At 55.7% G+C, this 12,679-nt stretch carries 11 protein-coding genes; all 11 read right to left on the bottom strand.

Annotation, left to right across the window (positions count from 1 at the left end; all coding sequences use genetic code 11):
- Window positions 1–187: 187 nt before the first annotated feature.
- Window positions 188–457, bottom strand: a complete 270-nt coding sequence (locus ACKXGA_RS06820; protein ID WP_423730348.1) for a hypothetical protein — start codon at window positions 455–457, stop codon at window positions 188–190.
- A gap of 137 nt (window positions 458–594) precedes the next feature.
- Window positions 595–1,560: a hypothetical protein gene (locus tag ACKXGA_RS06825; RefSeq protein WP_423730349.1), complete on the bottom strand. Its 966-nt coding sequence runs from the start codon at window positions 1,558–1,560 to the stop codon at window positions 595–597.
- Between the two features lie 12 nt (window positions 1,561–1,572).
- Complete coding sequence (locus tag ACKXGA_RS06830; RefSeq protein ID WP_423730350.1) at window positions 1,573–3,108, bottom strand: relaxase/mobilization nuclease domain-containing protein; 1,536 nt, start codon at window positions 3,106–3,108, stop codon at window positions 1,573–1,575.
- Complete coding sequence (locus tag ACKXGA_RS06835) at window positions 3,080–3,514, bottom strand: plasmid mobilization protein (RefSeq protein WP_423730351.1); 435 nt, start codon at window positions 3,512–3,514, stop codon at window positions 3,080–3,082. The genes ACKXGA_RS06830 and ACKXGA_RS06835 overlap by 29 nt, the downstream gene beginning before the upstream one ends.
- Window positions 3,515–4,373: 859 nt before the next feature.
- Complete coding sequence (locus ACKXGA_RS06840) at window positions 4,374–4,709, bottom strand: PTS lactose/cellobiose transporter subunit IIA (RefSeq protein ID WP_242985038.1); 336 nt, start codon at window positions 4,707–4,709, stop codon at window positions 4,374–4,376.
- Window positions 4,710–4,744: 35 nt separating this feature from the next.
- A complete protein-coding gene (locus ACKXGA_RS06845) occupies window positions 4,745–6,160 on the bottom strand; it encodes a 6-phospho-beta-glucosidase (RefSeq protein WP_117534382.1) in 1,416 nt (471 codons plus the stop codon).
- A gap of 27 nt (window positions 6,161–6,187) precedes the next feature.
- Window positions 6,188–8,092, bottom strand: a complete 1,905-nt coding sequence (locus ACKXGA_RS06850) for a BglG family transcription antiterminator (RefSeq protein ID WP_117534381.1) — start codon at window positions 8,090–8,092, stop codon at window positions 6,188–6,190.
- The gene (locus tag ACKXGA_RS06855; protein WP_097781467.1) at window positions 8,085–8,870 is read right to left on the bottom strand and encodes a ChbG/HpnK family deacetylase; all 786 of its coding nucleotides are present in this window, start codon (window positions 8,868–8,870) and stop codon (window positions 8,085–8,087) included. Before ACKXGA_RS06855 ends, ACKXGA_RS06850 begins: the two co-directional genes overlap by 8 nt.
- A 189-nt stretch (window positions 8,871–9,059) precedes the next feature.
- Window positions 9,060–9,998 (bottom strand): nucleoside hydrolase, encoded by a 939-nt coding sequence (locus tag ACKXGA_RS06860; protein WP_274235757.1) that lies wholly within the window; start codon window positions 9,996–9,998, stop codon window positions 9,060–9,062.
- A 34-nt stretch (window positions 9,999–10,032) separates the two neighbouring features.
- Window positions 10,033–11,385, bottom strand: a complete 1,353-nt coding sequence (locus ACKXGA_RS06865) for a glycoside hydrolase family 1 protein (protein WP_423730352.1) — start codon at window positions 11,383–11,385, stop codon at window positions 10,033–10,035.
- 13 nt (window positions 11,386–11,398) lie between these two features.
- Entirely contained in the window at window positions 11,399–12,592 is a 1,194-nt protein-coding gene (locus tag ACKXGA_RS06870; protein WP_423730353.1) for a macrolide family glycosyltransferase, read from the bottom strand.
- Window positions 12,593–12,679: the final 87 nt, after the last annotated feature.

Below are 12,679 nucleotides of genomic sequence, written 5' to 3' on the forward strand. Positions count from 1 at the left end.
CGAATCCACATCGCCCACAGGCGATGTGAGCAGGGATTCCAAGGGGTGCAGCACACCCTTGGCACACGACTTTGGTACAAAGTCTAGTGTGTTACACCTTGGTAGAGGTGTATACGCTCCTGATATGCAAAAAGTCCCATGCCCAACACCTTTGCGGTGCGGACATGGGACTTGATGCTTCCTCGGCTTAGCCGGGTACTCGTAACCAATCCTGACAGGCAGTTGCTGTGTCATTTCTCGAAAACTGTTTTACGGATACCCAGCAGTCGGGAACGCTCTGTTTTTCTTTGCCAGAGAGATGAGCCTGTTCCGCCTGCCACGCGGCAAACTCCCGCTGGCCTTCCTCGCTGTTCCAGCAGGCAAGGATGGCCGGATAGAATGCCCGTGCCAGACGGTCGATGACTTCATCGGGGTAAGGGGAAGTGTTTGTGGACTTTTTCTTTTTGTTCAAACGCACGCTCCTTTGATCGTCCCACCGTGGCAAAGCCGGGTGAGAAAATCAAAGTTCCAATTTTTATCAGGCGCAAGGGCGCGGATGCTTTCCGCCCTGCACTTGTGGCTGGTGGCTCGTTGATGGCTTACAGGTGTCTGCTGTTATGCGGTCTTTTCTTCTTCAAGGGCTTCTGCAAGAGCCTTTTCCAGATAGGTTTCGATTTCAGTCAGGTAGTTAGCAGGTCGCTGCATTGCGAAGCGGAGAACCTTCTGCTTTTCCGGGTCAGTGAAATAGCTGGGATTGTTTTTGAGCGTTTTCTTCCATGAGTTTTTCATCATTTCGGTCGCACGGCTCAAAGATTTGTAAACCTTCATAAACTCGTCCGGTACATGATAGCACCGGAATTCTTCTGTTTGTGGTGTGGGCATGGGAACGGGTTCCGCTTTTTCAGGTTCAAATTCTGCGCTGGCAGATTCCAACACTTCCAATGCCTCTGGATGCAGGATTTGAGCAAGGACATCTGAACGATGCTCGACACTTGCCTGCACGAGTTTGGACATTTCTTCGTTGGTGAACTTTACTTCGCCGGAAAAGACTTTCTGCTTGATGTCGGGAGAGAGATTATCTGCGATGTCGATGCCTCGTGTATAGTGGCTGGCACGAAGAACAGAGGCACGGCTGACACCGTTTTCTTCTGCGATCCGGTCGCAGGTTTTCTTCCCGGAGTGGTGGTTATCATCGTGAGCACCACCACTTTTCTTTGCTAAAGTGTATTGATTGCCCCGAAAGATTTTTGCAGCCTTCTTCTCGGCTTCGTACTGCTTCCCAAGCAGATAGCGTTTCTGTTCGGGACTCAGGTTTCGCCGTCCCAACTGATTCCGGCAAATCCACGCAATGGCTTCTTCGCGGTTCTCAAATCGGAGCGGCATGGTGGAAAAATAAATCTCAGGATGCTTCTGGAGAATGGCATAGCGATTATGTCCATCAACAAGGGTATTACCCCAGACAATCAAAGGAGAAATCAGCTTGCCTTCCTTGAGGATATTTTCTTCAAGCTGCTTAAATTCATCATCGGTCAGAGGGGGAATCTGGGACTGGAACTCCGGGTCGATTTTCAGATTGATCATACGCACACTCCTTTATCTCTCCTGCTGCGTCTGTTCTTCCTCCCGGAAAAAGGACGCAACATTCTGCTTTGCGGTTTTCAGCTTGAGCAGTTCCTCTTTGGCTTCCTTGTACTGCTCGTAGAATTTTGCCTTTTCGGATGCCAGCTGCGCATACTCGGCTTCCAGTTTCTTCGGGCTGGGCAGCTTGGTGATATCATTTGCCTTGAAATAGGCTGCTGCCGCCCGGTGCGCTGTCAGCTCTGCACGGTGCTGTTCTTCAAAGGCTGCGGGTCGTTTTGCAGCTTTTAACTGCTGTGCAACGCTCTTGGTGCTGGTGTAGGCTGCGACGTGATAGCGCAGCTCTTTGTTGGCTTTCATGCGACCTTCGAGGTCTTTCACTACGGTCAGTGATTCATGGAACTTGGTGTCAAGCTCTGCGATTCTCTGGTCGAGTGCGTCCTCGTCAGTCAAGCCCTTTTCTTCTAGGAGAATCAAGGTCTGTGCCATGGCTTTGAGGTTGTGTTTTTTCGCCCAACGCTCGTAGCCGATGCCCTTGCCCTGTTTCAGCTTCGCCTGAATATCCACCAGTTTCCCGATAGTATCCTGCTTGAACTGCGCCTTGGGTTTGCGTTCGGCGTTTGCTTGCAACGTGACAAGCACTACCGCCTTATCGAACTTGTCCCCGAGATGTTTCGCCCGGATGAACCTTGTTCTGCCAGAGGGCAGATAGCTGAGTTGTCCACGGCTTTCCTTGACGGCGATGCCGTACTGCTGCATGAGCTTGTCAGAGAAATCTTCAAAGCTGGTGGCACGGTACAGCACCGAAGAAATCTGTCTCCGTAAAGTGTCTTTCACGGTTTCAAACTTCTTCTGCTTGGGTTGCTGTCCATCTGCGGTGAGGGCTGCGTTTTCACGGTCAAGTTTCAACTGGCCACGCCTACGCGCCCAATACTCAGCTTCGCCGACACGCTCTTTCGAGCCGTTGAGCAGGTCGATCTGGTACAGTCCGGCACCCTCGCACAGCTCCATGACCTCGACACGCAAGTGCCTCATGGTCTGGGCTGTGCTGGAGTGCTTCATGCCCTCACGCCAGTCGCGGGGCTTTTGCATATAAGGCTTGCGCTCCACTTCCCGTGTTCGGATGCTGCCGATCACGATGTGGACATGGATGTTTCCCGAATGGTTGTGCCCATCCGGGTGAGTGCAGACGATGGCGGGATGACCGGGGAAGTTTTCTTCGCAGAATTTCAGGCCAAGTGCCTGTGCCTTTTCCATGGTCAAGCCGTTGTCGGCTGCATCTCTTGGGTCAAAGCTGATGATATACTGGTGGCTCTTGATATCATCCGGGTGGTTGTTCTTGTTGTACTTTCGATTTGCCAGCAAACAGGCAGTTGCAAACGAGGCCTCGCCACATTCAAGAGTGTCGAGCAGGTGCGATTCCCGCAGCATGGGTCGGCCTTGTTCGTCCAGAATTACCTTGCCGGAAAATTCATCGTGCTGGTAAACGAGGTACGCTTCGATGGCAGAGTAGTCCGAATTTTTAGAGGCGATATGCTTGAGCGTTGCCATACAGTTCACCCAGAACTTTCTCGGCGTGGAGCCGGAAGGCAGTCAGGTCTGCAAGTTCGTCAAGGATTTTCGCCCGCAGGTGTTCGGTGTCTGCGCCGCCGGAGTTAAAGTGTCGTGCGAGTTGGTTGAGGTTGCCTCCTACCTTACTGCACTGGGCAAGCAGGGTGGAAACGGCGGTCAGGGTTTCTTCGCCGCCGCCTGCAACGATGATTGTTTTCTCGATCTTGACGTTGTGGATGGCGCGGCGGATAAAAGTGGAGAGGGAGAGATTCAGGAGTTTGCAAGTGAGTTCCAGTGACGCTTTTTCCTCCGCTGTCACACGGAACTTGATGATGTGCGTTTTGTTGTTCGGCGTGTCGTGGTGCTGGGAATTGCTAGGGGTCGATTGAACATTCGTTTTGGTCATTGTACCTCCTGTCTATTCGATAACTCCTCGGTGAAGTTATGTAAAGCACGACACGCCGTTGCTGTTCGCACCGTCAGGTGCGAACCATGAGCAGGGTTTGGGGTGGGACCGCGTTTGCGTAGCGCAGCGGAGCAATGAAAGCCCCAGTGGGGCTTTTAAGCGGCAGCGCGGTCTGCGACAGCAGATGGAGGGGCGTTGCCCCGACAAGCGCTACCCCAACAAGATCACTTCGGAAATGCAGACGCATTGAAGAAGTGAAGTCCCGGTGGAGCACAACATTTTCAAGAATTGAAAATTTGTGGCCACGGGACGGTTCTTGCCCTCTACCGCTGCGCTCAAAATCAACTTTCGACAAATGTTTCCGAATTGTTAAGACGCAAAAATAAGTAGAGGTAGTGCTGCTCATGTAAGGGAGTCACCGTTCACACCGAACGAAGTTCCTGCCCCTGTTTTGCAGCGGCGTTGACGAAAAGTCGGTATCACGTTCGGTCGGCTCATGCAATTTTCAAGGTTCGGGTATGAAGAATTGCAGGCCGGTCGCCCGGCTGCAAATTCTCTCGGGAAATAAAGAAAACCGCCCCGCAAAAGACCAAAGGATTTTGTCGGAGGAAAGCGGCGGCAAAATGGTTCGGTGCGGTTGCGGGGCGGCTGTTTAGCATACTAAAGTGGCCGGGATGGGTAAGAGAATACCATGAGAGGTGGTATTCTGTCAAGCAGGTAACTTGCAATTTAACAGAGACCACAAAGTGTAATCTTTTCTATTGTTAAAGATGCACGAAGATTTTCTGGACCTGTTACAAAAAGCAGCCACCTAGGCAACGCACAGCATTGCTCGCATGGCTGCGGAAACGGGAGATTTTTACTTATTTTCCAGCTGATCCAGCTTTTTGTAGAGGGCGATCATCTCCTCAACCATCGTCTTGGTCAGCTCGGCGCTCATTAGCTGATCCTCGGCATGTGCCAGTACCAAGCGGACGGTGGTCTCGACGCCCTGGCCCTCAGCCTCGATCATGGCTGCATGGGCGTGGTGTCCTTCTACAAAGTAGCCGTCGGCTTCTTTGAAGAGATTTTCGGCCTCATCGTATTTGCCCTCTTTGGCCTTATAAAGGGCCTCCATAAAGGTGCTCTTGGCGCTGCCAGCTGCGGTGATTAATTGAAAAACTTGCAGCTCTTCCTGTTCCGTCATTTCTGCCATAGTTATATCTCCTTTGTACCGTTTTTACGTATTGTTTATGCGAGGTCTTCGCCGTTGGAAGCGATGACCTTTTTATACCAATAGAAACTGTCCTTGCGGCTGCGGGCCAGGGTACCATGGCCCGCATCGTCCCGGTCTACATAGATGAAGCCGTAGCGCTTTTTCATCTCGCCGGTGCCGGCCGAGACCAAGTCGATGCAGCCCCAGGGGGTATAACCCATCAGAGGGATGCCGTCTTCCTCCACCGCGGCTTTGAAGGCCCGAATGTGCTCTCGCAGGTATTCGATGCGGTAACTGTCGTGGATGGAACCGTCCGGCTCGACGGTGTCCGCTGCACCCAGGCCATTCTCCACGATGAACAGCGGCTTCTGGTAGCGGTCGTAGAGCAGCCGCAGCGTCAGCCGCAGGCCCATCGGGTCCACCTGCCAGCCCCACTCGCTGGAGGGCAGGTAGGGGTTGACCACGCCGGCCACCACATTGCCTTTGGCTTGGCCTGCCTCGGTGGGACGGCCTGCCTGCACCATCGACATATAGTAGCTGAAGCCGATGTAATCCACCGTGCCGCGGCGCAGCAGGTCGAGGTCGCCCGGCTCCATCTGGATAGCTATGCCGTGGCGCTCCAGATTTTTTAGCAGGCGGGGCGGGTATTCGCCGCGGGACTGCACGTCGGCGAAGGCCAGCATGGTGGACATCATGTCGTCGGCGGCCTTAGCATCCAGTGGGTGACAGGTTTCGGGGTAGACCACGCCGAACAGGGTCATGCAGCCGATTTTGTTTTCCGGATCGATCTGGTGGCCCAGCAGCACCGCTTTGGCGCTGGCTACAAACTGGTGGTGGGCTGCCTGGTAGATGACCTGCTCCCGGTTTTCGCCGGGAGCGATCAGTAGGCCGGCCGGGTTCCAGGGGCCGAACTCGATGGCGTTGATCTCGTTGAAGGTCATCCAGTATTTGACCTTGCCTTTGTACTCAGTAAAGATGACGCGGCAATACCGCTCGAAGAAATCCACCAGTTTGCGGCTGCGCCATGCGCCGTATTTCTGCACGAAGCCGAGGGGCATCTCGTAGTGGCTGATGGTCACCACCGGCTCAATGCCGTACTTATGACACTCGTCAAACAGGTTATGGTAGAATCGGATGCCGGCGGGGTTGGGAGAGGGTTCATCCCCCTGAGGAAAGATGCGGCTCCACGCAATAGAAGTACGGAAGCACTTGAATCCCATCTCGGCAAAGAGCTTGATATCCTCCTTGTAGCGGTGGTAGAAGTCGATCCCTTCGTGGTTAGGGTAGTAAAGGCCTTCCACCACGCCGTCGGTGATCTGGCGCTTTTTGTCCTTGCTGCCGGCGGTCATCACGTCGGCGACGCTTAGACCCTTGCCGTCCTCGCAGTAAGCACCCTCGCACTGGTTGGCGGCCACCGCGCCACCCCACAAAAAGTCTTTGGGCAGGCTCATGGATTTTGCTCTCCTTTCGTTTTCGGCTTATTCTTGGAACAGTTTCATAAAATGGAGATACTGCCGCCGACTGATGATCCGCTTGACCCGCACTTCGTCGGTGATCAGGGCGGTGGTCAGCTGGTAAAACTTCTGGGTTTGGGCCGAGGCGGAGTCATAGATAGCCACTAGGATCACAAGCTGGACCTTGTTGACCGACCAGAGGACGGGCTTGTCCAGAATGCCGACGCAGACCACGTTCTCATTGACTAGGTTGTCAGCCGGGTGTGGGATGGCCACCAGGTGGCCGAAGTCGGTGCCGCCCATCGCCTCCCGCTCCAGCACCGAGTCACAGAAGCCCTCAGGCAGGGGGTAAACTTTGCCCATCAGCTGACACATCTGCCGGATGACTTCCTCCCGTGTGTTTCCCTGCACATGCGGGAAGAACAGATCGGGCCGATAGTAGTCTTTCAGGAAGTTGACGCTGCCCAGTTCCAGCTGCCTGCGGACCTGCGGCACATCGCTGGCGTCGAGGAAGTTGCCGATCTGGTAGATAGGGACGGCGGTCGCGGTCTGCAGCGGCACGGTAGTAAAGACGTAGTCCACCCGGCTCAAGTCATATCGCTCGAATTCGTACATGCTACACACATCCAGTCGGTCGATGTAGACTCCGAACTCGTTGCGGAAACGGAAGGCCAGCAGTCGGCTGCTAGCCTTGCCCGTCATACAGACCAGAAGGATGTTCTTTTTCTCAATCTGCGCTTTAAGAGATTCCAGTGCCATTTCCAGAATAATGGCAAAGTATCCCGTCTCGGATTCGGGCACTGGCCTGCTATAGAATTTTTCGTACTCAGCCATAGCACGCTGGGCCATCGCAAAGGCGAAGGGGTAGTTCTGCTTGATCTCTTCCAGGATGGGGTTCTCCATCTGGATGCCGTACTTCATCCGTATGTTGAAGGTGACGATATGGTTGTACAGCGAGATGCGGACGTTGAGATTATCGCGAAAATTAAGGTTGTAGACCCGCTGCACGCAATCCAGCAAGATGGTGGTCAGCCGGTTGACGTTTTCCTGGACCACTGGACTGGACTGGGGATGGTAGCCCTCGCCCAAGCTGCGCCGTCCTGCGATGTAAATGGCAATGTACATCGTCTCGGCCGGTTCCGGCGCAATTTCGATGCCCGCCTGACACAGCCTGTCGGCCAGCATCAGAGCGGCCTGGTATTCAGGCATGGCCTGCACCTGGGCCAGCTCGCCGGGCTTGGCGGCAGCTAGGTGGCCCGCGCCGCTGCGCAGGAAGGCTACATACAGATAGATGACGATGTTCTGAAAAGCTGCCTCCGTAAATTTGATCCGCTGGCGTATCATCATGTCCAGCAGAACCTCGCCGATCCTGGGCAGCATCTCGGCCTGGTCACGCTGGTCAGCAAAGAGGGAGTTTTGAGACTGGACCAGGTAGTCCATATAACAGCGGCGGCGGTCAAATTCACTGCCATGCGCACGCACACCGTAGTGAGGTTTACGCTTCAAGGTAATGTTATACTGCCCCAGAACGAACTCCACCTGCCTCAGCTCGGCCGACAGGGTCTTGCTGGATACATACAACTCCTCGCTGAGGTCATCGAGCTTGAAGTATTCCTCGCCGTCCAAAAAGCAGGCCAGCAGGAAGCGGAAGCGATCCTCTACTGTATTGGGGACGGCGGAGGCCAAAGAGTGCCGGTTTTCGTTGTACCATGTCTCGTAGGCGTTGCGGTCCTCCACTCGGAGGCGGTAGCCGTGGCGTTGGCGCGACTCAACAGTTGCACCGTGACCTTCCAGTTCCGCGCGCAGTTGCCCGATGCGGGTCTGCACAGTACGGCTGCTGGCGCCACTTTTGACAGCCAATGTTTGGGCTGTGAGATAGTCGTTCTCCGACAAAAGAGTGAGCAGGCTCATGAGGTTGCTGTCAAGCATGGCGTTCTTCCTGTTCTTTTTTCACTTCGGCAGCCCGGCGGGCGAAAGTGGTCCGTTCCACGTAGTTGGCAGCCAGCCAATCTTTCAGTTCCTGGCTGCACAGAAAATCGGTCTCCATCGGGCGGATGAAGGTATAGGAAGAATGTTCCAGCAGATACTGGTCCAGCCACCCTGGATGAAAAACCAGCACCGAACACTCTTTGCCGCGCAGCCCGGCCTCGTCCTCAAAAACAAACTTGCGCACATCGTAGAGGCCGCGCTCGTCGAGTCGATAGAAAGCAGAGCACTGGATGCCGTGTTCGACCGACCACTGCGGATCCACCGGGTCGCAGTAGAGCAGGCCATTACGGGCAGCCACATTCTTCAACCCCTGGAAAAAGTTGGGTGACATAACCGCGTGTCCTTCGAAGTAAGCGGGATCCCGCCCGGTGATGGCGCGGAAGCGGTCGAGCTGCGCCTGAATCTCCAGTTCCACTTCTTCCAGGACGATGGTATCCTGTTTTCGGGCGCGTATTTCGCGGCTGGTACAGAATTCGCCGCTGGGCTGTACCAGGGAAGGAATACGGGCCGAATCGGTCAGTGGTCGGCCTACGCAGATATTGGTGTGTTGGCCCACCTCGACGCCGGTGTCCTTTACTAGCGCATAACCAGCGGCTGCATACGGCATATTGGGCATCAGACCGGTACAGGTGATGACCCCGTCTACGATGGCCTTGCGGATGCCATAATTGACCGCCTCACTGAAACCCAGGTCGTCGGCCCGGAAAATGATCTTCATTTTTCCCTACTCCTTTCGATCACGCACACTCTTTTCTGACACTACCAGTGTACCAGTTCCGCGCCGGTTTTTCCACGAAGTTTTTTGCCGCCGTCAAAGACGATAGCCGGCCCTGCACGTCCTTGGCTTCGTCATTTTTGACAGGAAACAGGAACAGGATTCGTCAGTTTGCACCCAAGCGGCGCGGCTTCACGCTTTGTTTGTCCTCGGCCCATAGCAGAGAGCGAGCTTTGCAAAAAAGTCCTCCAGCAAAAAGCGCACGTCCACTGAATCGTAGACCCGGATAGCCCGCCCACTCCCAGGCAGATAGCGCCCACCGTCCGCGAGGACGGGGGCGGGTTCCATGTGGAAATTCTGCCGCCAGTCGCAGCCCAGCAGGGCCGCCACCACCGGCGAATCGCCAAAGTTCCAGCTCTCCCCCTTGCGCAGAGTATACGGCTCGTTGTTGGTGAGGTTATACTGCTCCATCATGTCGTACAGGTAGCGCCCAACTGTTCCGCAGGGGCGGATTTTGTGGGCTATTTCGGCCATCGTCACCTCCACCGTACCGTAAACATTGACCGGGAGCTGCCAGAGCGCTACCTCGCTGCCAAAGACAGCGCGTGCGGCTGCCAGGTCCTGCTTCATGTTGAAGTCGCAGCCCCCCTTGGGGTAAGGCATACCGCCGATCCAGACCACCGTCATCTTCCCGGCAATGGCCGGGCAGCGGTTGAGAGCAGCGGCCACGTCGGTCAGCGCGCCCTGTACTGTCACATAGAGGGGACGGGGATCGTCACGCTGTGCTTCCTCGATCAGGAAACGGACCCCCTCTGCGTCCGGCGTATCATGCTCACCGGCAAGTGGGGTCGCGCAGCCGCGCAGCATGGGCACGTCAGTCATCCCGGTGGCTTCCATCAGGGCGGTCAGCATCCGGTAGCTGTTCTCCATCGACTGCCGGTCGCCGTGAGTCTTGCCCTCGTAGTGGGCGGCGATCACCCCGCGCACATCGAAGATGGGGGTCAAAAGCTGATGGACAATGGCAAAGGGATCATCCGCCTCGTTGCTGACGTCGCTGGAGATGACAACGCGAATCTGCTTGCCTTGCGGCAGACACAGGCCCATCCGGTCCAAAATTTCTTTGCGTTTCATTGTAATAAGCCCTCACTTTTCAAAATATGATGTTTTACAAGTTGCTGCCGTTCCCGGCAATCACATCCCGGTACCACCAGCCGGAATCCTTGACGGTCCGTTTCAGTGTCGGGTAGTCCACATAGATCAGGCCATAGCGGCAGCTGTAGCCCGCCGCCCACTCGAAGTTATCGAACAGGCTCCAGACCGAGTAACCAATCACCGGGATACAGTCCTCGATCGCGTGGGCCACCTCCCGCAGATACCGGTGCAGAAAGTCGATGCGCTGCGGGTCATGGACTTTGCCGTCCAGCATCACATGATCCAGCCCCGAATAGCCGTTTTCGGTGATAAGGATAGGCAGATGATACCGCTCATACCAAAACTTGCTGGCGTAATAGAGCACCTTGGGGGTGATGTTCCAAGCCGTGGCCGTCTGGGGACTGCCCTGGTAGGCGTATTCGTCGTATCGGGACGGGTCAGGCACCAGGTCCACCGTGCCCTGATAGCAGTTGTAGGCGTAAAAGTCCAGCGGCTGGGAGACAAGCGCCCATTCCGCATCGGTCATGGTGTAAAGCAAACCGCCGAATTTATCTGCCGCCCAGTCGGGATAGCGTCCCAAAAAGACGGGGTCTGCCCACCAGGTGTTGGACATGATATAGCCCGGATATTCGGACAGAGATTTTTGCCGGGCTTTCTCCACTTCTTCGGGGGAGTCGTCTTTGGGCAGGCAGCAGTCGCCGGTAGGGGCCATACCCACTTTGGCGCCGGGGCAGTTTTTCCGCAGAATCTTCACCGCCCGGCCATGGGCCAGCAGGATGTTTTTAGTCACCGCCATCATGGCGGCATCGTCGTTGTGCTCAAAGGGGGCGTGGACTCCGGCCACCAGTCCCAGCCCACAGAACATCTGCGGCTCGTTGAAGGTCATCCAGTAGGAGACACGGCCGCTGAGGGCCTTCGAGGCCGCGTCCACATAGTTGGCAAACCATTCGACGATCTCAGGGTTCTTCCAGCCGCCTTTTCGATAGAGAGCAGTGGGAAGGTCCCAGTGATAGAGGGTCACCAGAGGCTGGATGCCGTTTGTCAGCAGCTCGTCACAGAGGTCCTGGTAGAATTTCACCCCTGCCTGATTGACCTGGCCCATCCCCTCGGGCAGAATGCGAGGCCAGCTGATCGAGAAGCGGTAGGCTTTCAGGCCCATCTGTTTCATCAGGGCCACGTCCTCTTTCCAGCGGTGATAAAAGTCGATGGAGGTGTCGGCATTTTCGCTGTGGGCGATGCGGCCAGTGCCGTCATGAACCAGCGTGTCCCAGATGGACTCGCCCTTGCCGTCGGCGTTCCAGCCGCCCTCGATCTGGGTGGCCGCAGTGGATGCGCTCCACAAAAAATTTTCAGGAAATTTCGGCATAGTTCTTTCTCCTTTACGGCTTGCTGAGGAAATGCAGCAGCGCCTCTGCCGATGCTTTGGCTCCGCCCAGGGTCTTCATGTCCGCGCTGAATTGCTCCGCCGCAGCCTTGTAGGAGGGCTCAGTGAGAAGCTTCTGGATGGCAGTTTTCAGCGCCTCGCTGGTGATGGCGCTCTTATCCAGAAAGGCAACGCCCAACCCCAGTTTCTCGATCTGCCGGGCGGTGATGGCCTGCTCCTCCATCTGCGGGATAGCGATCATGGGCACGCCGTAATAAATGGCTTCGCCGGTGCCGCCCATCCCGGCATGGGTGATAAACACCGACGCCTGAGAAAGGATGTCCAGCTGAGGCACCATCTGGCCGACTTCCACATTGGCCGGGATGTCTTTCAGGCTGGCCGGGTCGATGGAGCCGAGGGCGGCAAACACATTGATATCCAGATCCCGGACTGCATCAAACAGGATGGGATAGTATTCGGGCCAGTTGTTGAAGGCGGTGCCCAGGGAGGAATACAGCAGAGGTTTGCCGTTGTCGGGGGCTTTCCAGCTGCCGAAGGCGGTCCGCTTGCCAATCTGAACGCCGGTGAACACAAAACTGTCATCGAAGCTCTCGTAATTGGGCACCAGTTTTTTCTGCATCATGACCAGGTTGAAATCCCCGTGTCCGTCAAAAATCTCTTTTACGGTCATGACCCGGCAGCCATACTTTTCGGCGTAGCCTGCCGCAATACCGGCGGCAGCCTCGCGCAGCGGATGGTCTGCAGGGCAGCTTTCAAAACCGGCGGCCACCGAATAGCTGTCGTTGGAAGGGTAACTGGTGTACAGCATGACATTGGGCACGTTCAGGTTGTCGGCGGCGATGGTGCCGGCGATGCCGGCAAAGTCGTGGACGATGGCGTCGGGCTTATCGTCATGGAGGGTATCGAGGATGGTGTCGATGTAGGCTCCGGCCTCGTTCAAAAAGAGGAAAGGCACCGCAGCTGCCACACCGCCGTCGTCCTCTTTTTTCTCGCCGTCGTTGTGCTTGTCGTTTTCCGCCATCCAGGATGGGACGGCGACAAACTTTGCGCCGGTGGGTTCAATAATGTTCCGAAAAGCCTCGGTCGTAAAATAAGTTACCCGAACGCCCTGTTTGACCAGCTCGGTGACAAGGGCCAGAGTGGGGTTAATATGGCCAAAGGCCCCAAGGGATACAAACGCAATGTGCATCGTAGAATCCTTTCATTAAAATCATTAAAAGCAGCCATGCAGGCAGCGCACGGCGTCGCCCACATGGCTGCGGGGAAAAAGAGAATA

Source organism: Faecalibacterium hominis (ex Afrizal et al. 2022), assembly GCF_049545105.1.
GTDB classification, from domain to species: Bacteria; Bacillota; Clostridia; order Oscillospirales; family Ruminococcaceae; genus Faecalibacterium; species Faecalibacterium duncaniae.

Coding starts and splice junctions, on each gene's coding strand:
- ACKXGA_RS06830 (WP_423730350.1), bottom strand. CDS start 3,108: ATGGCAACGCTCAAGCATATCGCCTCTAAAAATTCGGACTACTCTGCC.
- ACKXGA_RS06860 (WP_274235757.1), bottom strand. CDS start 9,998: ATGAAACGCAAAGAAATTTTGGACCGGATGGGCCTGTGTCTGCCGCAA.
- ACKXGA_RS06835 (WP_423730351.1), bottom strand. CDS start 3,514: ATGACCAAAACGAATGTTCAATCGACCCCTAGCAATTCCCAGCACCAC.
- ACKXGA_RS06855 (WP_097781467.1), bottom strand. CDS start 8,870: ATGAAGATCATTTTCCGGGCCGACGACCTGGGTTTCAGTGAGGCGGTC.
- ACKXGA_RS06845 (WP_117534382.1), bottom strand. CDS start 6,160: ATGAGCCTGCCCAAAGACTTTTTGTGGGGTGGCGCGGTGGCCGCCAAC.
- ACKXGA_RS06870 (WP_423730353.1), bottom strand. CDS start 12,592: ATGCACATTGCGTTTGTATCCCTTGGGGCCTTTGGCCATATTAACCCC.
- ACKXGA_RS06840 (WP_242985038.1), bottom strand. CDS start 4,709: ATGGCAGAAATGACGGAACAGGAAGAGCTGCAAGTTTTTCAATTAATC.
- ACKXGA_RS06825 (WP_423730349.1), bottom strand. CDS start 1,560: ATGATCAATCTGAAAATCGACCCGGAGTTCCAGTCCCAGATTCCCCCT.
- ACKXGA_RS06865 (WP_423730352.1), bottom strand. CDS start 11,385: ATGCCGAAATTTCCTGAAAATTTTTTGTGGAGCGCATCCACTGCGGCC.
- ACKXGA_RS06850 (WP_117534381.1), bottom strand. CDS start 8,092: ATGCTTGACAGCAACCTCATGAGCCTGCTCACTCTTTTGTCGGAGAAC.